The 24,019-nt window shown below is 61.9% G+C and carries 21 protein-coding genes; 5 read left to right on the forward strand and 16 right to left on the reverse strand.

What is annotated here, in order from left to right; all coding sequences use genetic code 11:
* Positions 1 to 20: 20 nt before the first annotated feature.
* The 4 genes from HF916_RS08570 to HF916_RS08585 are packed head-to-tail and all read right to left on the reverse strand — an operon-like array spanning position 21 to position 3,887.
* Positions 21 to 890: a MaoC/PaaZ C-terminal domain-containing protein gene (locus HF916_RS08570; protein ID WP_168788500.1), complete on the reverse strand. Its 870-nt coding sequence runs from the start codon at positions 888 to 890 to the stop codon at positions 21 to 23.
* 9 nt (positions 891 to 899) lie between these two features.
* Positions 900 to 1,697, reverse strand: coding sequence for an enoyl-CoA hydratase/isomerase family protein (locus HF916_RS08575; RefSeq protein ID WP_168788501.1), 798 nt, complete (start codon positions 1,695 to 1,697; stop codon positions 900 to 902).
* A 31-nt stretch (positions 1,698 to 1,728) separates the two neighbouring features.
* Positions 1,729 to 2,925, reverse strand: a complete 1,197-nt coding sequence (locus HF916_RS08580; protein WP_168788502.1) for an acetyl-CoA C-acetyltransferase — start codon at positions 2,923 to 2,925, stop codon at positions 1,729 to 1,731.
* Positions 2,926 to 2,981: 56 nt separating this feature from the next.
* Positions 2,982 to 3,887 (reverse strand): SDR family NAD(P)-dependent oxidoreductase, encoded by a 906-nt coding sequence (locus HF916_RS08585; protein WP_168789079.1) that lies wholly within the window; start codon positions 3,885 to 3,887, stop codon positions 2,982 to 2,984.
* Positions 3,888 to 4,195: 308 nt separating this feature from the next.
* Between HF916_RS08585 and HF916_RS08590 the strand changes: the two genes are divergently transcribed.
* Positions 4,196 to 5,092, forward strand: a complete 897-nt coding sequence (locus HF916_RS08590; RefSeq protein WP_168788503.1) for a LysR substrate-binding domain-containing protein — start codon at positions 4,196 to 4,198, stop codon at positions 5,090 to 5,092.
* 24 nt (positions 5,093 to 5,116) lie between these two features.
* On the opposite strand, the gene HF916_RS08595 is transcribed toward HF916_RS08590, so the two are convergent.
* The 4 genes from HF916_RS08595 to HF916_RS08610 all read right to left on the reverse strand — a co-directional run bounded on the left by HF916_RS08595 (position 5,117) and on the right by HF916_RS08610 (position 9,429).
* A complete protein-coding gene (locus HF916_RS08595; RefSeq protein WP_168788504.1) occupies positions 5,117 to 5,845 on the reverse strand; it encodes a hypothetical protein in 729 nt (242 codons plus the stop codon).
* A 75-nt stretch (positions 5,846 to 5,920) separates the two neighbouring features.
* Complete coding sequence (locus HF916_RS08600) at positions 5,921 to 7,048, reverse strand: acyl-CoA dehydrogenase family protein (RefSeq protein WP_168788505.1); 1,128 nt, start codon at positions 7,046 to 7,048, stop codon at positions 5,921 to 5,923.
* 8 nt (positions 7,049 to 7,056) lie between these two features.
* Positions 7,057 to 8,253: an acyl-CoA dehydrogenase family protein gene (locus tag HF916_RS08605; protein ID WP_168788506.1), complete on the reverse strand. Its 1,197-nt coding sequence runs from the start codon at positions 8,251 to 8,253 to the stop codon at positions 7,057 to 7,059.
* 207 nt (positions 8,254 to 8,460) lie between these two features.
* The gene (locus HF916_RS08610) at positions 8,461 to 9,429 is read right to left on the reverse strand and encodes a LysR family transcriptional regulator (protein WP_168788507.1); all 969 of its coding nucleotides are present in this window, start codon (positions 9,427 to 9,429) and stop codon (positions 8,461 to 8,463) included.
* Between the two features lie 446 nt (positions 9,430 to 9,875).
* Here HF916_RS08610 and HF916_RS08615 point away from each other — a divergent pair, with 446 nt between their 5' ends.
* Positions 9,876 to 11,060: a CaiB/BaiF CoA transferase family protein gene (locus HF916_RS08615; RefSeq protein ID WP_168788508.1), complete on the forward strand. Its 1,185-nt coding sequence runs from the start codon at positions 9,876 to 9,878 to the stop codon at positions 11,058 to 11,060.
* A 69-nt stretch (positions 11,061 to 11,129) separates the two neighbouring features.
* Here HF916_RS08615 and HF916_RS08620 read toward each other — a convergent pair whose 3' ends face one another.
* The 7 genes from HF916_RS08620 to HF916_RS08650 form a co-directional block, all read right to left on the reverse strand.
* Entirely contained in the window at positions 11,130 to 11,918 is a 789-nt protein-coding gene (locus HF916_RS08620; protein ID WP_168788509.1) for an IclR family transcriptional regulator, read from the reverse strand.
* Positions 11,919 to 11,925: 7 nt separating this feature from the next.
* On the reverse strand, positions 11,926 to 12,807 hold the full coding sequence (locus HF916_RS08625; protein WP_168788510.1) for an IclR family transcriptional regulator: 882 nt from the start codon (positions 12,805 to 12,807) through the stop codon (positions 11,926 to 11,928).
* Positions 12,808 to 12,980: 173 nt separating this feature from the next.
* On the reverse strand, positions 12,981 to 14,153 hold the full coding sequence (locus tag HF916_RS08630) for a CaiB/BaiF CoA transferase family protein (RefSeq protein ID WP_168788511.1): 1,173 nt from the start codon (positions 14,151 to 14,153) through the stop codon (positions 12,981 to 12,983).
* Positions 14,154 to 14,192: 39 nt separating this feature from the next.
* Positions 14,193 to 15,437, reverse strand: a complete 1,245-nt coding sequence (locus HF916_RS08635) for a CaiB/BaiF CoA transferase family protein (RefSeq protein ID WP_168788512.1) — start codon at positions 15,435 to 15,437, stop codon at positions 14,193 to 14,195.
* A gap of 59 nt (positions 15,438 to 15,496) precedes the next feature.
* On the reverse strand, positions 15,497 to 16,687 hold the full coding sequence (locus HF916_RS08640; RefSeq protein WP_168788513.1) for an acyl-CoA dehydrogenase family protein: 1,191 nt from the start codon (positions 16,685 to 16,687) through the stop codon (positions 15,497 to 15,499).
* Positions 16,688 to 16,814: 127 nt separating this feature from the next.
* The gene (locus HF916_RS08645; RefSeq protein WP_168788514.1) at positions 16,815 to 17,270 is read right to left on the reverse strand and encodes a MaoC family dehydratase; all 456 of its coding nucleotides are present in this window, start codon (positions 17,268 to 17,270) and stop codon (positions 16,815 to 16,817) included.
* Between the two features lie 71 nt (positions 17,271 to 17,341).
* On the reverse strand, positions 17,342 to 18,217 hold the full coding sequence (locus HF916_RS08650; RefSeq protein WP_168788515.1) for an HpcH/HpaI aldolase/citrate lyase family protein: 876 nt from the start codon (positions 18,215 to 18,217) through the stop codon (positions 17,342 to 17,344).
* A gap of 347 nt (positions 18,218 to 18,564) precedes the next feature.
* Here HF916_RS08650 and HF916_RS08655 point away from each other — a divergent pair, with 347 nt between their 5' ends.
* Complete coding sequence (locus HF916_RS08655) at positions 18,565 to 19,464, forward strand: alpha/beta fold hydrolase (RefSeq protein ID WP_168788516.1); 900 nt, start codon at positions 18,565 to 18,567, stop codon at positions 19,462 to 19,464.
* Between the two features lie 20 nt (positions 19,465 to 19,484).
* Here the strand turns inward: HF916_RS08655 and HF916_RS08660 are convergent, their stop codons facing one another.
* Complete coding sequence (locus HF916_RS08660) at positions 19,485 to 20,102, reverse strand: TetR/AcrR family transcriptional regulator (RefSeq protein WP_168789080.1); 618 nt, start codon at positions 20,100 to 20,102, stop codon at positions 19,485 to 19,487.
* A 1,169-nt stretch (positions 20,103 to 21,271) separates the two neighbouring features.
* On the opposite strand from HF916_RS08660, the gene HF916_RS08665 reads away from it, so the two are divergent.
* Together HF916_RS08665 and HF916_RS08670 are read left to right on the forward strand one after the other, a co-directional pair.
* Positions 21,272 to 22,669 carry an MFS transporter gene (locus tag HF916_RS08665; RefSeq protein WP_277352254.1) on the forward strand — a complete coding sequence of 466 codons (1,398 nt, stop codon included), beginning with the start codon at positions 21,272 to 21,274 and terminating at the stop codon, positions 22,667 to 22,669.
* 105 nt (positions 22,670 to 22,774) lie between these two features.
* On the forward strand, positions 22,775 to 23,929 hold the full coding sequence (locus HF916_RS08670; protein WP_168788518.1) for a porin: 1,155 nt from the start codon (positions 22,775 to 22,777) through the stop codon (positions 23,927 to 23,929).
* Positions 23,930 to 24,019: the final 90 nt, after the last annotated feature.

The raw sequence follows: 24,019 nt of genomic DNA on the forward strand, positions 1-24,019 counted from the left end.
CGATTGAACCAGGTAGCGCTTTAGCGCAGTTCCGCGTAGCCGTTGTTGAGCACGACCACGTTGCGTTCGATCACGCTGGAACGGAACTGCACGACGTCACCCTCGCGCCACACTTCAGTGCGGATCGTTTCGCCAGGATAAACCGGCGCCGTGAAGCGTGCACGGAACAGCGAAAGGCGCGCCGGATCGCTGTTGCACGTCGTCTTCAATACCGCGTGCGCCGCGACGCCCCAGGTGGCAAGACCGTGCAGGATTGGCCGCTCGAAGCCAGCGTTGCGGGCCACATCGGAATCGACGTGCAGCGGATTGTCGTCGCCCGACAGGCGGTAGATGTGCGCAATCTCCGGGCGTGTCGGCAGATCGCACACTGCATCCGGCGTGCGCTCCGGCACCGGCGGCGGCGAGGTCGGCGCTTCGTCGCTCGGGTCGCCGCCGGCACTATAGCCACCGTCACCGCGGCAGAAGTTCAGTTGTTCGATGGTCGCCAGCAGTTCGCCTGTGGCCTTGTCGGTCACTTTGCGTTCGATCAGCACGAGCGCGCCTTTGCCCGGTCCCTTGTCGACGATGCGCGCGATACGCGAACGGCCGATCACGGTGGCAGCAGAGGGTAGCGCCTTGTGAATGTGCAAGGTCTGCTCGCCGTGCAGCATGCGGACCCAGTCGATCCCGCTCCTGGGATCCTTGACCCAGAAGCCTGGAAAACCGAGCACGACCGCAAATGTCGGCGGCACGCGCAGTTCTTTCTCGTACACGAACGCACTTTCGTCGGGGTCGAGGGGATTCATGCCATAGCCCGCGCCGAGGCTATAGAGGATTGCGTCGCGGGCCGAGTAATGCTGCTCGATGTCCTCGAACGGCCAGTTTTTCAGGTTGTGGTAGCTGATGGTCATGATGGTCGGTCAGGCATCGATCTTGAAGGGCCATTGGAACAGCGGTGTATCTTTTTCCTTGAAGCGTCGTACCGCTTCCTTGTGGTAGTCGGTGGTGAACGCGATACCTTGCCCGAGCGCTTCGACCTCGAGCATCGCGCGCAAGTCACTGCCGTATGACTGGTTGATCGCACGCTTCGCAAGGCCGAACGCGACCGGGGATGCCCCTGCGAGGCTTGTCGCCAGTTGCCGGGCGCGTTCGTGCAGTGTGTCTTCCGGCACGATCTCGAATACCGCACCCATGCTGCGCGCCTCGTCCGCGCCGATTTCCCGCGCACTGAAGACCAGATCCTTCGCGCGCGACATGCCGACCACGCGCGGCAGCGTATAAAACGCACCGCAGTCCGGCAGCAGCCCCACCTTCATGAACGGCATGCAGAAACGCGTGCGCGGCGTCGCGATCACGAGGTCGGCGAGGAGCGCGAGGCTGAAGCCCGCGCCATAGGTCACACCGTCGACTGCCGCGATGACGGGTCGGTCCAGGTCGAGCAGCAGGCTGATCCAGCCGTGCAGATCGTCGATGCGCTCACGTCCTGCCTGGGCATCCGCGACGTTCATCGAGCGAATGTCGCCACCGGAACAGAAGTCCGTTCCCGCGCCGCGCAAGATGACCGCACGCACCGAGCGGTCCGCGCGAATCGCATAGACCGCAGCCCGCAACGCATGGCGCAGCGGATCGTTCAGCGCGTTTTTTTGCTGCGGGCGGTTGAGCGTCAGCGTCGCGATGCCGTCCGTCATGTCGACCAGCAAGGGGTTTTCTTCATTCATTGTGGTGCTCCAATCAGTCGACGGGGTGGGATCACGCGCGCTCGAAAATCGCGGCGATCCCCTGACCGCCTCCAATGCACATCGTTTCGAGACCGTAGCGGCCCTTGCGGCGCTGCAGTTCGTGGAGCAGCGTCGCCAGCATCCGCACGCCGGTGGCGCCGATCGGATGGCCGAGCGAGATGCCCGAGCCGTTTACATTGAGCCGCGACTGATCGTTCCAGCCCCAGCCTTTCAGAACGGCCAGCACCTGGCAGGCAAAGGCCTCGTTCAATTCGACGAGGTCGATCTGATCGAGCGTGAGCCCGGTTTTACCCAACAGCTTCTGGACGGCGGGCACCGGGCCGATGCCCATCGCCGAAGGCTCGCACCCGGCGGCCGCCCAGCCCGTCAGGTATGCGATTGGAGTGAGGTTCAGTTCCGCGAGCTTGTCCTCGGCGACGATCAGGCAGGCCGCGGCCGCGTCGTTCTGCTGGCTGGCGTTGCCGGCCGTCACCGTGCCGTCCTTCATCAGCGGGCGAAGCTTGCCGAGCGACTCGACGGTGGCCTCCACGCGTACACCTTCGTCACGTGTGAACAGTACCGGCTCGCCCTTGCGTTGCGGCACGCTCACCGGCACGATTTCGTCGTTGAAGCGGCCGGAGGTCCATGCGTCTGCAGCGCGCTGATGACTGCGCACTGCGTACTCATCCGCCTCCTGACGGGAAATGCCGTAGTCGCGCGCGAGATTCTCGGCGGTCTCGATCATCCCGGAGAGGTAGCCGAAACGCGCCTCCGGCTGCGAACGCTCACGACCTCGCTCCAGGCGGTCGTGCAGCTTGACCGAGCCGGCGCGCGAGCCCCAGCGCATGTCGGTCGTGTAGTACTCGATGTTGCTCATGCTCTCGACGCCGCCCGCCATGACGACATCGGCCGCGCCGCTTTGCACCATCATCGCGGCGGTCACCACCGCCTGAAGGCCACCACCGCAACGGCGGTCGAGTTGCATGCCCGGCACCTGCACCGGCAGGCCGGCTTCCAGCGCGGCCCAACGGCCGATACAAGGGGTCTCGCTGTTCGCGTATGACTGCGCGAACACGACGTCTTCGATGCGGGCGGGGTCGATGCCGCTCCGTTCGAGCGTCGCACGGATGACGGTCGCCGCCAGCGCCTCGACCGGCACGCCGCGCAGGCTGCCGCCGAACGTGCCGACCGGAGTCCGCAAGGGTGCCACGATCGCTGCTCGTCTCATGTTGAATTCCTCTCGTTAAAGATGCACGTGTCAGAAGTGGGTGCAGCGATGCCGCGTCACACCGGATCCCAGCTGAACACGTCAGCCGACACGTCGAGGGAATGGAAGCTCGAGCGAAGCGCCGGCATCGCGTGCTCGGCGATCAGCTCCGGCGTCCAGCCTTCGCTGCGATGCACCGAACGCACCGGACGCGGCTGGCTCATCACGAAGATTTCGTTGTTGCGCACCGCGAAGATCTGGCCGTTGACCGACTGCGCCGCCTCGCTGCCGAGATACACGGCCAGCGGCGCGATCTTGGCTGGCGTCATCTGCTTGATTTTCTCGACGCGCGCCTCCTGCTCCGGTGTGTCGACCTTGATCGAATTGATCATGCGACTCCATGCGAACGGCGCGATGCAGTTCGAGCGCACCCCGAATTTCTGCAGATCGAGCGCGATCGACTTCGACAGGCCGGCGATCCCCAGTTTCGCCGCACTGTAGTTCGCCTGCGCGAGATTGCCGATCAGGCCCGAGGTCGACGTCATGTGGACGAAGGCGCCACTGCCCTGTTCCTTGAAGCGATCGGCCGCCGCGCGCGACACATAGAAGCTGCCGTAAAGATGGACCTTCAGGACTGCGTCCCATTCGGCTTCGGACATCTTGTGGAAGAAGCGGTCGCGCAGAATGCCGGCGTTGTTGACGACGCAATCGACGCGGCCGAACGTGTCCACGGCCTGCTCGACGATGCGTGCGGCACCGGCCGGGTCCGCGACACTGTCCGTGTTCGCCGTCGCTTCAGCGCCAAAAGCCTTGATCTCTTCAACGACCTGTTGCGCGGGACCGGCACTGTGCCCCTCGCCCGTGAGTGATGCGCCGACGTCGTTGATCACGACCTTGGCGCCCTGACGCGCCATCAGCAACGCGATGTCGCGGCCGATGCCGCCGCCCGCGCCCGTCACGATTACGACCTTGCCATCCATCATGCGTTGCTCCGCCATCACTTCATCTCCTTGATCCGTCGATTGCCTTCAGATGTCTGCAGATTGACGCATGCGTGCAGGCTCGACAATTTGTATCTCGCGAATCCGGGATTCGTCGCGCGTTAACCGGATGCGCCGCGACACGCTCGCCTTTCATTCCGCGAGACGAATCGTCCGGAATCAGACCGATCGATCGAAATTGTGCTTGCACATGGTTCGCAAGCGTTGCCATCAGGACGTCTCCGTACTTTACCTAATTTACGTTAGGTAGATTCATGGCGACAATCAAAATGACATTCAGGAATCCCTTCATGCGTTTCGATCTGATCGATCTCAATCTCTTCACTCACATCGCAGAGGCCAACAGCCTCACGCGCGGTGCAGAGCGTTCGCACTTGTCCCTGCCGGCGGCTAGTACGCGCGTCAAGAATCTGGAGGAACAGGTCGGCGTCAAGCTGCTGAGCCGCACGAGCCAGGGGGTCAAAGTCACGGCGCCAGGAGAGACGCTGCTTGCGCACGCGCGCCGCGTGCTGCGGCAACTCGAACAGTTGACCGGAGACCTTCAGGAATACGCGTCCGGCGTCAAGGGGCACGTCCGCGTCTTTGCAAATACAACCGCAATGAGCGAGTTCTTGCCCGGCGTGCTGCGCAGCTACCTGGTCAATCATCCGGACGTGACCGTGGACATGCAGGAGCGGCTGAGTCCGGACATCGTCCGGGCGGTGCAGGAAGGCGTCGTGGACATTGGCATCGTTGCCGGCAATGTGCGCACCGAAGGGCTCGAAGCGATGCCCTATCAGCGCGATCGTCTGGTCCTCGCCTGTGCGCTGAGCCATCCACTCGCCGCCCATACGCACACGGCCTTTGTCGATACGCTCGAGTACGATTTTGTCGGCCTTCCGGAAGCGAGCGCGATCCACAGCTTTCTCAAGCGTGCGGCGGCGGACTTGCAGCGCACGCTGCGCTGGCGTATCCAGGTCAGCAACTTCGAGACCGCCTGCCGGATGATCGAGGCGAACGTCGGCGTCGGCGTGCTGCCCGAACGCACGGCACGCCGCCACGCAAAGACCATGGCGCTGCGCATCGTCCAGCTCGACGACGATTGGGCCGAACGCCAACTGCAGATCTGCGTCGCGGATCTCGGCGCGCTGCCGTTGTTCGCACGCAATCTCGTCGATTTGCTCGTCGAGGATGGATTGGGGCGTTAGGATTGACCGCGGCTCCGTCGCGGATCATGTTGCTGCCGCTTCGGCCGTCGCCGCGCGCCCCTGTTCCGCCGCCGAGGCGGCGAACGACCAGGTGAGCGCGGGATACCACGCAAGCGTCGCGATCTGCGACGCGGTGCTGCCGAAACGTTCGTCGAACGCATCATCAAGACGCGCCGCCGAACCGAAGCCGAACTGACCGGCCAGTGCAGGTAGATTCTGGCGGGCATGAGGCTGCGCGAGCAGAGCCAGCAAAGCGCGCATCAGGCGCTGCTCGCGCAGGATCGCCGTCAAGGCGTTATTTTCGCGGAACAACTGCGCTTTCAGATGCTGCGTGCTCATCTGCATCCGCTCAGCCGCGAGCGCGACCGACCAGTCGCACGCGGGTTCGCAAAAGACCGCATACGCGAGAACCGCTCCGAGGGCGGGCGCCGTGCAGGCTTCTCCCACGTCGATGATAGGCGGGACGTCATGCAGTATCAGATGAAGCTCGTACCCGACGCGCGCATCGATCAGCGTCGCGCCTTCGTAGTGCACCGTGCGGTACCGCTCGACGACCACCGACTCGCCCTGCGCAAGCACGCCTCGGCGCCGCTCGCCGGCGAGCAGATGTTGCCCACGGCGCGCCACGAACTCGACCTGGAACGGTAACCGGATATTGCAGACACGCAGCAGACGCACCCGGCCGGGATGCGATCCGCGGCCAGGCACGCGCGCCACGTGTGCGCTTGCCGTCGAGTTGAGCGCGTGCATCATGATCGACCTTCCCCGCGTTGCCACTGCCACCCGGGAACCGGACAGCGTTCCAGAAACCGGGGCAACGCGGCCGGTTTACGATGCCATCGCGTCGCTGTAGCGGGCGACTTGATAGTCGCTGTCGCCGAACAACGGATCGAACATCGTCAGACGTTTAAAGTAGTCGCCGACTTCCAGCTCGTCGGTCATCCCCATCCCGCCGTGCAGTTGCACCGCCTGCTGACCGACGTAACGCCCGGCCTTTGCGACCATGACCTTGGCCGCCGAAAGCATGCGCGCGCGTTGCGCCGCGTCCGGTTCGTCGAGCGCCTGCGCCGCGACGTAGGCCATCGACAGCGCGAGCTCCTTCTGAACCAGCATGTCCGCCATGCGGTGTTGCAGCGTCTGGAACTTGCCGAGCGGCTGGCCGAATTGCTTGCGCGTACGCAAAAACTCGGCCGTGATGTCGATCAGCCGTTCCATCGCGCCGGCCGCCTCCGCACAGAGCGCGGCAATGCCGTGGTCGATCCCGTGCTGGAGCGCATCGAGGCCGTCCGCTGGGCCGCAGATCAGCGCGTCGGCGCCGACCGTCACGTTGTCGAGCGTCAGGTCGGCGGCACGAAGGCCGTCGATTGTCGGATAGCCGGTCAGCGCAACGCCCTTCGCGTCGCGCGGCACGATGAAGAGGCCGATGTCGCCGGACCGGCCGACGAGCGCGGTAACGAGCAGCGCATTGGCTACTTCGCCGTGCCAGGCGAGTGACTTCTGGCCGTTCAGCACGTAGCCGTCATCACTGCGTTCCGCGATCGTTTTCACCGCATCGGGCCGAAAGCGCGAATCGGGTTCAAGGTACGCGACCGAAACAATCTTCTTGCCGCTCGCGATGGCCGGAAGCCACGTTGCCTTCTGTGAGTCACTGCCGAATTCGCCGATCACCGCAGCCGCGACCACGGCGCACGGCACGACCGGCTCGAGCACGAGACCGCGGCCCAGCTCGCGCTGCACCACGAGGCGACTCGCCGCCCCTTCGCCAAAACCGCCGTAGTCGGCGTCAATCGTGAGGCCCAGCACGCCCAGTTCTCCGAACGCCGACCAGATCGCGCGCTCGAACGCGCCACCTTGGCGCGAGCGCTTGCGGCGTCGCTCGAAGGTGTATTCGGTGTCGACGAAACGGCGCAGACTGTCGGCCATCATCTGCTGCTCTTCGCTGTAGGTAAAGTCCATGCCCGCTCCTAGAAACCGAGGATCATCTTGGCGATGATGTTTTTCTGCACTTCGGTCGCGCCGCCATAGATCGATACCTTACGCATGTCGAAGTAAGTCGATGCAGCGGGCGAGGCCCAGTCCGGCCCGCTCACCGGCTGCGTTGCGCCCTCCTCCAGCCACTGCGGCGAATACGGCCAGCCGTGCGGGCCGGCAACTTCCTGCTGGAGCATCGCGATATCCTGTTGAATCTCCGAGCCCCGGATCTTCACGACCGACGCTTCCGGGCCCGGTTCTTTGCCGGCGCCCTGTGTAGCGACCCGCAGCAAGAGCATTTCGAGCGCCATGACGTCCATCTCGATGCGCGCAATCTTGTCGCGCATGCGCACGTCGTCGATCACACGGCCGCCTTTGCCGTCCGGCGTAATCGTTGCGTAGTGCTTCAGCTGCCGCAACTCGCGATGACAGTGGCCGATGCCCGCAATGCCGGTCCGCTCATGACCCAGCAGGTACTTCGCGTACGTCCAGCCGCGGTTTTCCTCGCCCACCAGGTTTTCCACCGGCACCTCGACGTCCTCGAGCCATGTCTCGTTGACATCATGACCGCCGTCGAGCGTCACGATCGGGCGCACCGTCACGCCGGGCGACTTCATGTCGATCAGCAAGAGGGAGATGCCTTCCTGCGGCTTCGCTTCCGTATCCGTGCGCACGAGGCAGAACATCCAGTCGGCGAAGTGCGCCATCGTCGTCCAGGTCTTCTGACCCGTCACGATGTACTTGTCGCCGCGACGAACCGCGCGCGTTTTCAGCGACGCGAGGTCGCTGCCGGCGCCAGGCTCCGAATAGCCCTGACACCAGAAATCTTCCATGGTCGGAATGCGGGGCAGAAAGCGCGCCTGCATTTCCGGCGACGCGTACTTCATCAGCACGGGGCCGATCATTGTCAGCCCGAAAGGTAGCAGGCGCGGCGCGCCAGACCTGAACGCCTCAATTTCGAAAATCAACCGTTGCAGCGCGTTCCAGCCCGTGCCGCCGAATTCGTTCGGCCACGTCGGCGCGCCCCACCCCTGCGCGTGCAGGATCCGGTGCCAGCGCACGTAATCATCCTTTTCGACGCGACGGTGGCCCAGCACCTTGTCCCGAATGTCGTTCGGTAACTTCGCCTCGACGAATACGCGTACTTCGTCACGGAATCCCTGCTCCGCCGCGGTATAACGCAAATCCATCCCAGTGTCCTCCCAAGTGTGCGCGTCACTGACTACGCGCAATCTGTTCCTTCGTTATTTCGTTCGTTGCGACGCACGACCGCACGACCGCACGATGAATGTGAGTGTGTTGCACCCCGATGAACTGCGCAATTTGTATTCGGCGAAGGCGCGATTTTCCATTTTCGAAGTCGATTTCACCCATGGGTACCGCTTCGAAAAACATCGTCAAGGAGCCGACCGGTTTTCTGCCGGCCGCGTATCGCTCATTGAGCGCAGTATCGCCATATCGGCGCTAAGCGCCTGCGGAATCCATTCGCGCAACGATTCGACAAACGTCCTGATCTTGGCATCGACGTATTGGCGCGATGCGTAGAGCGCGTAGGCGGTCAACGCCTGGAGCCTATGGTCGGGCAAGACACGCAGGAGCGCACCGCTACGCAACGCCGGCAGCGCGGTCGATACTGGCAATGCACCGATGCCGACCCCTTCACGCAGCGCGACAGCCAGCGCCTCGGCAATGTTGACCTGAAAAACCGCAGCAGGTAGTCGAAACATCTCGTCTCGTTTCGGGCCAAAGAGATGCCACTGATCGCTGGGAAATACGGACGTCAGCATCTGCAAGCACGTGTGCCCGGCCAGTTCCGGCACGTTGCGCGGCACGCCTCTTTCCTGCAGATAGGCCGGCGCCGCGCACAGCACGCTATGCAGGACGCCAAGCTGCTGGCACACCAATCCCGAATCCGGGAGATCCCTCGCGCTCAACTGCAGCGACACGTCATAGCCTTCATCGAGAAGATCCGGCACATGCTGGGATAACGTCAACTCGACGGACACCGACGGGTAACACTGCTGATAGCGCAGCACCGCCGGCACCACATAGGCCTGGCCGAAGCCGGTCGTCGCATGCACGCGTAAGCGGCCGGACGGGCGGGCGTGTGCATCCGCCGCCTCGGCTTCCGCCTGATCGACACAGGCAAGAATCTGTTCGCACCGCCGCAAATAACGTTCGCCCGCCTCGGTCAAGGCGACGCGGCGAGTCGTGCGATGGAACAGACGCGTGCGCAAGCGGTTCTCGAGGGTGACCACGGCTCGCGAGACATGCGCCGTATTGACCTGCAGTCGTTGCGCCGCGCCGGTGAAACTGCCCTCCTCGGCGACGCGCATGAATACCCTCATCGTTTGTAGCGTGTCCAACGGATCTTTCCTGACTATTTTCGAAATCGCTTTGCATCGTGGGCAAGACGATCGTTGTAGAGACTCGATTCATTTGATTTGCCGCATGGGGCGATGTCGGCTATTGAGAACCGTCGCGCGACAAAGATCAATGCGGGAGAGGTGACCGTTCCGTACTTTAGAAATGCCGGTTACTCAAAATCAGCGGATCGCCTCTTGCAAACGCGAAGGGCAGTACGTCGATAAGGGTTCTGCACGGCCTTTCCGCTTCCGACGTACGGAACGACTTGTGTGATCGCGTTGACTGTATAGATCGCTCGCGTCCATGATTGACTCATAGCCACACCGGAATGCGACCGCAGGCATTTTGCGGTTCGCATGCGTAATGCAGTAAGCGATAGGAGAGTCCGAATCTCCCTTGCTACGCAAACCGCGACGACCTGACATTCACAGTGGAAGAACGACTGATGCAAAAAGTACTTCACGGAATTCGCGTTCTCGATTTCGGCCGCTATATTGCGGGGCCGTTTTGCGCAGCGCTGCTTGCCGACTATGGCGCTGATGTCATCCGGATCGATCGGACCGGCGGAAGCGAAGACCGGTTCGTGATGCCGGTGACGGACACCGGCGAAGGCGCTTTTTTTCTGCAGTCCAACCGTAACAAGCGCTCGTTGACGCTTGATATCGACCGGCCCGAGGGACGTGAGGTGGCGCATCGACTCATCCGCAATGCGGACGTGGTGGTCGCCAATATGCCGCCTAAAACGCTGAGCAATCTCGGCCTCGACTACGAGACCTTGTGCACCATCAAGCCGGACATCATCCTGACCGCATCGTCTGCGTTCGGCTCGCATGCCGACGCGGCGCACCGCGTCGGCTTCGACGGCGTCGGCCAGGCCATGAGCGGTGCGGTCCACATGTCAGGCATGCCCAATAGTCCGACCAAGGCGATGGTGCCGGCCGTCGACTTCGCGACCGCGTTGTCCTGCGCGATGGGGACCATGATGGCGCTGTACGAGCGCCGCACGAGCGGACGCGGTCAAATGGTCGAGGTGTCGCTGCTGCAGACAGCGTTAACCATTGCAAGCGGCGCACTGATAGAGGAATCGGTGCTCGGTCTGAACCGGCAGGCCACGGGAAACCGCAGCCCGAACTACGGTCCGTCCGACATCTTTCGCACGACCGACGGCTGGATCATCGCTCAAGTCATCGGTCAACCGCTGTTCAAGCGTTGGGCGACCCTGATCGGCGCGCCCGAGCTGATCGACGACCCGCGCTTCAGCGACGACCTGAGCCGCGGCGAGCACGGTGAAGTGCTGAGCGCGCGGATGGGAAAATGGTGTGCGACTCGTACACGTACCGAAGCCCTTGCCGCGTTGGAGAAAGCCAAGATTCCGGCCGGACCGGTCTATTCGCCACGCGAAACACTCGAAGATCCGCTGGTCCAGGCATCGGGCGCCTTCAAGTGGCTCGACTATCCGGGCCTGTCACGCCCCGCACCGATTGTTGAATCGCCGGCCACGCTTTCGCGTACACCGCCGTCGATCGAATCGCGCCCGCCGACGATTGGCGAGCACACCGACGAGATCCTCACCGAGACCGGCTACAGCAAGGTGCAGATTGATTCGCTTCGTGAACTGGGTGTCATCTGAAGCAATGCAGCCGGGCACGCCCCGAACGTGAATAACAAACGGCGCGGCGCCCGGCACTCCCCGGATCGATCAAGGCGTGCAGTCGACGTCTTCAAGCAGTTCGGTCAGCGTGTGGGCGGCGGCCTTGAGCGCCGGCATGAACCGGCGGCGAATCTTCGCAACGTCAGGCTGCAACTCCACTGCACCGCAATTCAGCGCCATCAAAGTACCGGAGCGCCCGAGCCGCACCGGTAGCGCGATCCCGAAGGCATTGCGCTGGTATTCGCCGACGCATACGCATACGCCGGACTCCGCGAGATCGTCGAAGGCCGCTTCAATGCTGTGCTGAACCAGCTTTGCACTCTCACCTGCGTCTTCGAGTACCGTGGCCATTCGCGCGCGGCGCTCCGCCGGCGGCAATCCGTATAGGTACGCACGGCCAGCCGCAGTCGATTCCATCGGTATCGACGAGCCAACACCGGTGCGCAGCGTCGCGATCTTCGCGCTGATTCCACACGCGATGTAAAGCATGTCGAGGTGATGCGCCACGGCGAGCGCCACACACACGTCGAGCTTGTCGGCCAGCTCCTGCAGAAACGGATTGACGATGCGTGTCACCGGATTCACTTCGAGATAGGCGTGCCCGATGCCGAGCGCACCAGCGCCCAGTTCGAACTGCCGGCCACCGCCCGCTCTGCGCAGGAAACCGATGCGTATCAGGGTCGTTGTCAGCCGGGAAACGGTTGCTTTCGGCAGGCCCGTCCGGCGCACCAGTTCAGCGTTGGACAGCGGAGCCCTGTCCGCGTGAAACGCGCGCAGCACTTCGAGTCCGCGTTCGACCGTCAACGTGATCTCGGGAGACTCACCAGCATTTTTCATGATCGCCTCAGTTTGCAAAAAGCGCCTGTTCCTGCAAAGACCGAGCCGTTGCAACGAGCCGGGGACCCAGTTCGCGCTCGACTCTCGCACGCCCCATGCGCGCGCCTCGCCCGATGCACGCCAGCACGAGCGGCGCGTGATCCGGAACCACAAGCGGCGCGGCAACAATGGCGAGTTCGGGTTCCCATTCGCCAAGCGACGTGCAATAGCCGCCGTTATGCACCTGCGAAATACCTTCGCTAATATTACGGCGCAGATACGGCCAATCGCGGCCCATTTTCCGTTCGATGTTGCCCAGCAGATAGAACCGTTCAAGCTCCGGCAACGCAGCTAGCAAGGCCCAGCCCATCGGAGAGGACGCGATGCGCAGCCGCGTGCCCGCATACAGCTTGAGATCCAGTGCGGCCGGCTTGCTCGCGCACGTCTCAAGCACGACCACGTCCAGGCGATCCCGTGTGGCCAGCACGATAAACGCCTCGTTCGCATTGGCAAACGACTGCATTTCGAGGCGAGCCGCGCGCTGGACGGTGGAGTGCGCAATCGCAGCGTAGCCGAGCGAGAGCACTGCGGCAGTCAGGCGGTATTTGCGTCGTTCCGACGAGTAATGCAGATAGCCCACCGCCACTAGCGAGCGCAGCATTCTCGACACAGTGGCTGCAGGAATTCCCGTCTCGAAGACGATCTCCTGATTGCCGAGCCAAGGGGATGCCGGTGTAAACGCGGACAGAATCGAGAGGCTTCGGGCAAGCGGCATGACCATCGCATGGCCGCCGCCTTCACGCCTGACGGTTTTCCCGCTATCGTCTTCGACCACGGCCGGGTCCGGGTCCGGGTCCGAACCTTTGGATGACGGAACAAACCGAACAATGTTGCGCGTCTGCAAGGACATCGCTGACTCCGTCTTGCCTCAAGAGGACCACGACACAGGTGGCCAAACTATATGAACTATGTGAACGATGATCGGGTGCCTATGCTCGTCCAAACCCTTCCGATTCACTGCCACTAGAGAAGTTGCACCGGGCGGTGTCGATCATGTGGGGTATGGATCGCCGTTTTTCACGGTTAGCTAAACGTTCCCGCGTCAGCTAGTTCAGCAATTTCGCTATCCGACAGCCAGTCGCCAAGTGCCGCGGACCCATTCTCTCGATTCAGTTCGGCAGGCGGCACTGGAGTAGGCAGCGTCGTGCGGGAAAATCGGGGTGCGGGCGCCGGCTGCATGACACCCGCGACGTTGATATAGGTCCCACGTGCTTTGATATGCGGATGCTCGTACGCCTCCTTCAGATCCAGCACCGGCGCGACACAGGCATCCGAACTCTCGAACAGCGCCAGCCACTCGGCCCGGGTTCTTTCCTTGAACTTCGACGTAAAGATCGCCTTGTTCTCCCGCCAGTTCCGCTGGTCCATCTGATCGCCCAGGTCCGTTGGATTCAAGCCGAGACACTCGAGCAACTGTACATAGAACTTCTGCTCGATGGGCCCGATCGACAGGTACTTGCCGTCGGCGCAGGCGTAGACCTGGTAAAAGGGCGCACCGGAGTCAACCAGGTTGGCGCCACGCTCGCCACTGAACATGCCGGCTTCGCGCAAGCCGACAAGAACCGTCATCAGCGACGCCACACCGTCGACGATCGCGGCGTCCACCACCTGCCCCTTGCCCGACGTGCGAGTCTCAAGCACGCCCGCGAGGATCCCGAGTGCGAGATAGAGCGACCCGCCCGCATAGTCGCCGATCACATTGAGTGGGATCGCCGGCGCCTGGCCGCGTTCGCCGATGGCATTCAGCACGCCGGTGATCGAAATGTAGTTGATATCATGCCCGGCAGACTGCGCGAGCGGCCCGTCCTGCCCCCACCCCGTCACGCGCCCATACACCAGCTTCGGATTGCGCTCCAGGCAAATGCCCGGCCCTAGTCCAAGACGTTCGGTCACGCCGGGGCGAAAGCCTTCGATCAAGGCATCCGCCTTGCCGACGAGATCCAGCACGAGCGCGATCCCCGCCGGATCCTTGAGGTCGACCCGGATCGACTTGCGGTTGCGTAGCGCCACGTCGAACTGAACCGGGCGCGGCAAACCTAGCCCGGAAGGCTCCTTGCGATCCACACGGATCACGGTCGCCCCGAGATCGGCGAGCAGCATGGCTGCGACCGGTCCCGGCCCGATCCCCGCCAATTCAACAATACGTACCCCTGCTAACGGTCCCAATTTACGTCCCCTCGTTTTCAAGCCTGACATGAGATGCGAAGTGCCAACGGCGGTTTCGGCGTGCTTCGCCTAGATAATCCCCACAGCACGCAATTCGTCGATGTCGCGCTTCGAGAAAGCCAGCAAGTCGCCGTAGATCTGCTCGTTCGCGGAACCGAGTTCGGTCGCCGGCTGGTCGAACTGGGCTGTACTTTTCGAGAACTGAATCGGCAAGCCCATGCCGATCGCGCCAATTGGCCCAAGCGTTGGATGCTCCAGGTTCATGACCGCACCGCTTTCATGCAGGAACGGATCGTTCAGCACCTCGTCGGGCCGACGCACGCGTGCGGACGGCACGGAACGCTTCTCCAGCAGTTCGTGCACGACATCGTCCGAGGTCCGCTGCCGTGTCCATGCTTCGATGATCGCGTTCAATTCCGCGGCATGCTTGAGTCTCGGTCCACGGCTGCTGAAACGCGGGTCGTCCATCAGGTGCGGTTGATCCAGCGCGTCGAGCAGCCCTCGCAGCCAGTCTGGATGAAGTGCCGCGATGGACACGTAGCCGTCCTTCGTTTGATAGACGCCAAACGGGACCAGACGGTCCTGGAAATTGCCCGTTCGCGTACGGTAACCCGCCTTGGCAAACACATCGAAATGCTCCTCCGCGACCCACGACGCGAGGCAATCGAGCATGGAAACCTTCACGAGCTGACCCTCGCCCGTCCGGCCACGTTGAATCAATGCCGCGAGGATTCCATTGAGCGCATAGAGCGGCGCCACCAGATCCGCGATAGGCAGGCCGCACCGCGTGGGCGGGCCGTCCGCGAAGCCGGTGACTTCCATGACGCCACTCAGGGCCTGCACGATGATGTCCATGCCCTTCAGACCGGGATAGGCGCTCGGCTCGCCCAGCGCCTTGATGGACGCGTAGACGATTTTGGGGTTGCGGCGCTGAACCTGCGCGTAGTCGATGCCGAGGCGCGCCGTCGCCCCCTCGCTCACGTTTTCGATCAGCACGTCGCATTGTTCCGCGAGCTTCATGAAGATCTCACGGCCTCGTTCGCTTTTCAGGTCGAGGGTAATACTCTTCTTGTTGCGCGCGCGGTTCAGGATGGTGAGCGAAACTTCATCGTCGGCCTTCGCGCCGAAATTGATACCGTCCTTGCCGACGAACGGTGGATTGGTGCGCGCGATATCGCCGCCTCCCGGCGCCTCCACGCGAATGACCTCAGCCCCCATGCCACCCAGCACCATCGACGCGTACGGCCCCGCAAGGGCGACCGTCAGGTCGAGGACCCGGATGCCGTCGAGCGGACGTGAATTCTGATTTGACATCTTTGTCTCCAGCCTCCACTTTGGAATGAACGGTCGCCCCCGCAGGGGCCCATCACCGATCAGTAGGACTTGGGCAGGCCGAGGACCTTGTTGGAAACAAAGTTGAGCACCATCTCCTGCGAAATCGGCGCGAGGCGCAGCAGACGAACTTCACGCCAGAGCCGTTCGACGTGGTATTCCTTGGCGTAAGCGAAGCCGCCGTGGGTCTGCATGGCCTGGTCGGCAGCCTGGAATCCGGCGTCGGCGCCCAGGAACTTCGCGGCATTCGCCTCGGCGCCGCACGACTGGTGGCTGTCGTAGAGTGCCGCTGCCCGAAGCGCCATCAGTTCAGCCGCTTCCAGCCGGATCCAGTTCTCCGCCAGCGGATGCGCGACGGCCTGATTCTTGCCGATTGGACGGTCGAAAATCACTCGCGAGTTCGCGTATTCAACCGCCAGATTCAAGGCCGCGCGCCCAATACCGATCCCTTCCATTCCCACGACGATCCGCTCCGGATTCAAGCCGTCCAGCAGATAATGGAACCCACGTCCGACCTCGCCGACCACATTCTCGTCAGCGACTTCCAGACCGTCGATAAACACCTCGTTGGAGTCCACCGCCGCACGGCCCAGTTTGTCGATTACGCGCACGTCGCAGTGCTTGCGATCGAGATCGGCAAAGAACAGCGTCATGCCGTCGAGCGGCCGCTTTTCGTCGCGGGGCGAGGTGCGCGCCAGCAACAGAATTTTCGTCGCGTTCTGCGCGTTTGTCGTCCACACTTTCTGGCCGTTGATGACCCAGCGGTCGCCCTTGCGCTCCGCTTTCGTGCGGATGCGGGACGTGTCGACACCCGAAGTCGGCTCCGTCACGCCGAAGGCCATCAGCATTTCGCCCTTCGCCATGGCCGGCAGACATCTGCGCTTGAGTTCCTCCGAACCGTGCCGCATGATCGGCTGCGGCGGGAACACGTAAAAGTGAACGGCCGACGCGCCACTCATGCCCGCACCCGAGGCACCGATCTCGTTCAGCATGATTGCGGCTTCACTTAGCCCCAGACCCATGCCGCCGTACTCCTCCGGCGTCATGACGCCCATCCAGCCAGCCTGCGCAAACGCGTTCACGAACTCCCAGGGATACTTTTCTTCCTTGTCGCAAGTACGCCAATACGCCAGATCGAAACGGCGTGCAAGGGTGCGTGCGGCCTCCCGTACATCCTTCAAATGCGACTCGCGCTCTTCTTGCGCCTCACTCACTACACTTGATTCACTCATGATTTCTCCAGCAGAATATAGATATGGATGACTAATTTTTATCCATTTTTATGCGACGATGTTTTGTAGAAAAGTTGCTGTCCTGGCCTTCTTGCCGCTCGTATTAGCTCGTATTCGCTCGTATCGCTTATTGCTCCGGGCGTACCAACATCAGGCCGACGCGCACCGCTTCGCAGACGATTTCGTCACGCTGATTCAGGGCGACGTGCTTGAACGTCACGATGCCCGAGTCATTGCGGCTCTTCGAGAGCCGTGCGTTAAGAATCTCCGTGCGCACGCGGATCGTGTCGCCATGGAAGGTCGGCTTCGGGAACGTGATCTCCTTGAACCCCAGGTTGCCGAGCGTCGTGCCGAGCGTCGTCTCAGCTACCGTCACGCCCGCCACCAGCGCGAGCAGGAACATGCTGTTGACGAGGCGCTGGCCGTAGATGGAGTTCTTGCTGTATTCGGCGTCGATGTGCAGCGGTGCGCAGTTGTAGGTCATCGCCGAGAACAGAACGTTGTCGGTCTCGGTCACGGTTCGGCGAATTGCGTGATCGATCACAAGGCCTTCCTTGCAATCTTCGAAGTAAAGTCCAGCCATGATGCGTCTCCTGAATAGTGGCGTGGCGGCCCCGAACGAGGGACCGTCGCTGAAAAAGTTCGTGCTACCGGTCAACTGTTGAAGGTCCGCGCCAGTGCGATGATTTCCCGGGCGGTTTTCACATGGGCGATGTCGATGTGCTCGCCGTCATAGATCGTCGAAGCGCGTCCTTCCGCCTCGGCCTTCTCGAGCGCGGCAATCATGCCCTCGTAGAAGGCCACCTCTTCGGCTGAAGGGCTGTAGATTTCGTTGACGGCCGCCACGTTCGACGGATGCAGCAGCAGTTCGCCCGTCATGCCCAGCGCACGGTCGCGTTGCGCCGATTTCTTGAGACCCTCGACGTCATGCACCTGCTGCCACACACCGCCAATGGGCAACTTGCCGGCGGCGCGCGCGGCCATGACGGCACGCGACTTGAAATACAAGCTTTCTCGTCCGCCCGGCGACCAAACATAGCCGAGCGCGCGGGCCACGTCGGCGTTCTTTGCTGTCGCACCGCACAGTGCCGCAACCCGGTCTCGCTGTGCGATCTCGTAAGCGAACTGCAGTGCGCGGGCTGTCTCCAGCAGCGGAATCACGCGCGTCGTGCCGACCGGCAGCCCGTTGCGATATTCGGCCTCAGACAGCATCATCGACACGCAGTCCACATCCTCCGGTCCGCAAGGTTTCGAGATCACGATCCCTTCCACGTGCGGCCCGACGACGGCGAGGATGTCGTCGAAGTCATACAGGTGCGGGCTGCGGTTGATCCGCACGAACACACGCTGCTTTTGCTCTGCAAGCCATGCAAGTTTCGACTGAACAATGTCGCGCGCTTCCACCTTCAACTCCGCCGGCACACTGTCTTCCAGATCGAGAATCAGTGCGTCGGCCTTGGCGACGATCACCTTCTCCATCCAGCTCGGTTTATTCCCAGGTACGAACAGGAAGGATCTAATGGGTTTCATCGGACTAGCACTCATACAAGGTCACCCTTTCATCATCGTTGTCTGATTTACCTTACTAACGTTAGGTAGTTTGGTCGCTGACAGTACGGCCTACAAGCAGTGTTAACCCCGATCCGGCGATTGGCGCGATGATCGCCCGGCCGCTTCCGCCTCGCCGGATGGGCGAAGTGTTCGGCCAAACGTGATGGTCGGCACCGGCTCCCGAATCTTTACGCGACCTGAGTTACGCTCGAAGTACGGAACAACAATGCGCGAGACGTTGACGCACTAGCGGCCAGGAGGGATGCTCGCCGAGGACATGCTGTGCGTGCCGGACATGGCGCGCAATATCGATTGATGAGGACAAGATGGAAGCAGGAGAACGCCTTCCGGGAACACCGACCCCGATGCATACATGGATCGGCACGGATGGAGTCAAACTCGCCGGAGACTCCTGGGGCAATCCCGATGGGCCGCTTGTCGTCCTGTTGCACGGCGGCGGCCAAACCCGCCACGCATGGGGCGGGACCGGCAAGCGTCTTGGTGCGGCCGGCTATTCCGCTGTTGCCTTCGACGCGAGAGGTCACGGCGATTCCGAATGGTGCCCCGACGGGAACTACAGTCAGGACGCGATGGTGAGCGATCTGAATTGCGTCCTGACAGCGCTCGGCGGACAGCAGGCCGTGCTCGTCGGCGCGTCCATGGGCGGATGCACCAGCCTCGTCGCAGTGGGCGAGGACAGTGTTGACGCTCGCGCGCTGATCCTCGTCGACATCGTGCCGCACACCGAGCCCGCGGGCGTTGCCCGCATCCAGGCCTTCATGCAGCAGAGGCCAGAAGGTTTCGGATCACTCGATGAAGTAGCCGATGCGATCACACAGTACCGGCCGCAGCAGACGCGCCCGCAGAGTCTGGATGGCCTCGCCAAGAATGTGCGCCTCGGGAAGGACGGCAAATTCCGCTGGCATTGGGATCCTCGCTTCATCGGAAACCAGCACGACCGGAACCGTCGCCATGCGCGCCTGTCGGCGTGCGCGCGCCGCTTGACGCTACCTACGCTGCTGGTGCGCGGCGGCAATTCCGATGTAGTCAGCGAAGCGGGCGTCGAAGAATTTCTCGGTTTTTGTCCACGGGCCGAATACGTGAACGTGAGTGAGGCTGGCCATATGGTGGCCGGTGACCGCAACGATGCTTTCGGCCTCGCAGCGATCGATTTTCTGCTGCGTCATGTGCGAACCGGCGAAATGTCGGCCGGCTCGCCTGCCTGATCGGAACAGTAACGCGCGCCTCAGGACGACGCAGCCGCCTCAGGACGACGAGATGCTTTGCGTGCCTTCGCGGCCGGCTTGACCCCTTCGAAAAACATGCCGCAGATCTGCTCCGCGACTTGATCCAGAGCGCCCTTTCGAGGATTGAACCAGCCTTGCACAGAATTGATGCACCCGAGCAGGAACACACGGCACAAGGCGATATCGACGTCGGGACGCAGCATGCCTTCCGTCCTCAGACCCTCGAGCAGTTGAGTCCAGAGCCTCTGATTCTGCTCATGACGCTTCACCTGGCCTTCGCGCGCCTTGTCGGGCAATTGGGCGAGCAGTCTTCCATGCGCCAGCGCATAGTCGCCGAACTTGATCAGCGCGCTCATCTGCCCAAGCACCGCCGCCTTGAACCGCGTCTCCGCCGAGGCGTTCGGCGGCAGTGCGTCCAGGTGTTCCCGGATATGCTGCACGATGCTATCCCCGCCGTGTGCAACGACAACCTCCACCAGTTCTTCTTTCGAAGAAAAATGGTAGTAGATGCTTGCAGCCTCAATGCCGGCCTGGTCCGCGAGGGAACGCATTGTCGTCGCGGTGTATCCTTGCGTGACGAACGAGCGGGCGGCCAGTTGCAAAAGGGTCTCCCGCATATCCACGTTCGAGTTGACGTTTCGCTTGCCCACGTGTGTCTTCGCCCTCTGAAATAAAAACGGTCACCATCACGCCGCACTGGGCGCGCGACTCTGGCCTTTAGTTGCCTGGAGTCGACTCAAAAGAGTCGTGATTGATGGAGTCCCGACCCGAGTCGCGCTTAGGGACGGCCGGCGCATTTGCCCCACCATCTGCAACACGGCTCGAGCGTCTGATTGTGGTTTCTTTAGTCAAGTTACGCGCGCTGCCGCAGCGCTTTGTGCTTGAAAGATTATCCTATTTTGGCCCCGCAAGCTAGCCGATGGGGCCGCCGCCGCGGGCGGCCCGGCATCAACTGCCGGATCCTTTCGGCATGGTGTGTTGTGACAGCGCCGGAAAACCGGTCAAGATCGCTTGCGCGAATGTTCATCGGCGTCACCGCCGCAGCGCAGCCACGTTGTGAACGCCCTCACGGTTGACCTGCTCCCCTCCGTCGCACAGCGACCCAAACGCCCGGCGCGTGAGTGTGACCGCTTCTCGTCCATCACTGTACGGAACACATTGCCGTACGAGATTGACGGGCGCCCGTCCAACCGCGACCTTAGGAAAGACGCGCGCCAGATTCTGCCGATGTCACGCGCACTCGCAGCCCTCGCGTGCGCAATAGGCAAGTACCGAAAGAGTTGGGAAGCCGAAGCTCGTGTTCGTCGACGACTGCAGCACGGTGAAGGGCAGCCGCGACCACGTGCCGATGCAGCAGTGGACGTGGCAGCCGCATCGGGTCGCGGTTGAGAGGTTGCCTGGTCGGCCGCCGTTGCGCCCATGGACGCCTTGGTTTCACCCGAAACCAAACCCACTGCCTCAGCGATAGCTATCAGTTGCCGCCGCTGCCGCGCGAACTTGACACAAGCACGCATGCTTCACGAACCAAGTCGTGAGACAGATGGCTCCGCGGTCTCGCGCCTCAATTATGTCGTCATCCTACGTATATTTTCGGACGTCGTTTTTTTCGAAATCCACTTATTTTTTGAGCACATTCATTGAAGTGTGACGACGCTCCAGGGCTAACACCCATGGATTGAGTTTTTGTCTCATCTCACACTACCTAACATTAGTGTGGTTAAAAAATTGAACACCGAACAGCGCTGAAATCAGTTCAATCCGAATGTTGCGAAAGCCTGGAGAAATGATGAGAAATCCGACGCACGCTGCAGTGCCCGAACATGGCCGCCATGAAGGACCGCTAACGTATCGATCCGCCGCGGCGATCCATCCGGATAGCGCAGGATCGTGGTACACCCTCGCCCTTCTGGCCCTGTCATATTCGCTGGCTTACATCGATCGTCAGTTGCTGAATCTGCTCGTCGACCCGATCCGCCATTCGCTGGCAATCTCCGACACGCAATTGAGCCTTGTTCAAGGCATCGCCTTCGTCTCAGCCTACCTGCTGGCGGCACCAATATTCGGACGTCTCGTCGACGTCACCAACCGGCGCAACATTCTGGTGGTCGGCATCTGTCTGTGGAGCATCTGTACAGCGCTCTGCGGACGTGCGGATACCTATCTCGGACTGTTCGTCGCCCGCTTCGGCGTCGGCGCAAGCGAAGCTTGCGTCTTCCCGGTGGCCTGTTCGATGATTGCCGACCTGTTCAGCGCGCGACGCGCCCCTCGGGCACTGAGCATTTTCCTGCTCGGGCCTCTGCTGGGCGGCGGCTTCTCGCTCCTTGCGGGCGGTCTTGTCATTGCCTTTGCGAGCAATATGCGTGCGCAGCTCCCCATTCTGGCAGCGCTCGCCACATGGCAATTGGCCTTCGTGATGATCGGCCTGCCGGGGCTTCTGGTGGCGGCCATACTGTTCGTGACGGTACGCGAGCCGGCTCGCAGCCACACACTGAAAGCAGCGGTAGATGACCGGCATTACACGGTCCGTGAGGCTGCCTCGTTTATCTGGCAACGCCGAGGATTTTACGGTCGCATCTATCTCGGTCTCGGCACGCTCGGCATCGTACTGCTCGGCATGCCCGCCTGGCTCCCTGCCTACCTGATTCGCGTACACGGCGTCGCACCCGCAATGGTGGGTTTCCGCTTTGGGTTGCTGGTGGTCACGTTTGGTGCGGCCGGCGTACTCATTGGGCCCTGGATAGCACGGGCCTTTGAAAAGCGCGGGTACGAAGACGCAGCGTTGCGCGTAGCAGGTTATTCCATGATCGGCATATTCATTTTTTGTGTCGCCATTCCGTTCGCGCCGGGTTCGGTCGGAGCGCTCGTGGCCAGCGCAGGCGCGGTCTTCTTTTTCAGCCTGCCCACCGGCATCATGGCCGCGGCGATGCAACTTGCCTCGCCTAGCCGCATGCGCGGTGCAGTCGGCGCACTCTACACTTTCTTTGGGCAACTCATTGGCTTCGGCCTTGGACCGACCTCCATCGCGCTCGTCACCGATAAGGTGTTCCACGATCCCAAGGCGCTGGGCTATTCGATCGCCATCGTTTGCTCCATCGCTTCTTTGACGGCTGCGTGGCTGATGTTCACGGCGCTGCCGCACTACCGCAGAAGGCTCGATGAGGAGCGGTCGGCAAGCGCGTCCTGATGAAGCCGGCGCTGGCATCGGACCAACCCGTCGGCAGAGCCATTCCTGATTGTCTGTACCTTTTCAAACCAGCTTAAGCAACCATTGTTCAAGGGGATCGTTTTGATGAAAAAGACAACTTATTCATTAGTATTACTTGGTACATTTTCAATAGCCAATGCTTATGCGGAAGGCAGCGTGAGCTTGTACGGCGTCCTCGATGCCGGCGTGAACTACATCAGCAACGACGGCGGCAAGGCCAACTGGACCATGACCACGGGCGTGCTTCAGGGGAATCGCTGGGGCCTGAAAGGCATCGAAGACCTCGGCGGCGGTATGCGTGCGATTTTCCAGATCGAAAACGGCTTCTCTCTCGGCAGTGGCGCATTGGGACAAGGCGGCCGCGAATTCGGACGTCAGGCATGGGTCGGCGTGAGCAGCGACAGGTACGGCACGGTGACGCTGGGCCGCCAATATGATTCCGTGGTCGACTACGTTCAGGTACTGAGCAGCATCGTCTACACGGGTCTTGCACACCCCTTCGACAACGATAACCTGGACAACGACTTCCGCATCAACAACGCAATCAAATACACGAGCTCTAACTACGGCGGGTTCAAGTTCGGCGGCCTGTACGCGTTCAGCAACGCGCCAAACGGCACAGAAGGCTCCGGCTTCGCCAGCAACCGGACGTGGAGCCTCGGCGCCAGCTATTCGGGGGGAGCGCTCAGCCTTGGCGCGGGCTACATCCATCTGAACGCGCCGAACTCGAACACAACCGGGGCGGTTTCCGGGGACTACATCAACGTCACGAACACCTCGGCGCTACATGCAGCAGGACTGGCGTCGGCCGTGTTGCGCGAGGATGTCTGGGCCGCCGCCGCCAATTACCAGTTCAGCGCGTTGAAATTCGGCCTCGTGTACAGCCATTCGAAGTTCAATTCCGCACAGGACTCGCTGAAGTTCGATAACTACGAGGCCAACGTCAGCTATCAGATCACACCGTTCGCCCTACTTTCGGGCAGCTATTGCTTCACCGACGGAAAACTGGACTCGTCCGGCGTCGAGCCGAAATACCACCAGGTGACATTGACCGGCGACTACTTCCTGTCCAAGCGCACCGACGTCTATCTGATCGGCGCGTATCAGCGGGCAGCCGGCGGCGCGACTGTCGCGTCGATTGCGCCTGACACCTTCGGTGCCGGCGGCTCCTACGCGCCCGACGCGTCGACGAGCAAGAATCAATTGTTGATCCGGCTCGGTATCCGTCACAAGTTCTGATCGGCTAATCCTGGACTCGCGCCGGTATCGCCGGCGCGGGTACAGCTTGCAGTTCGAACGATTCGAGCGCTCCGCGCGTTCATTATTGAG

This window comes from Paraburkholderia aromaticivorans, from assembly GCF_012689525.1.
Classification (GTDB): domain Bacteria; phylum Pseudomonadota; class Gammaproteobacteria; order Burkholderiales; family Burkholderiaceae; genus Paraburkholderia; species Paraburkholderia aromaticivorans_A.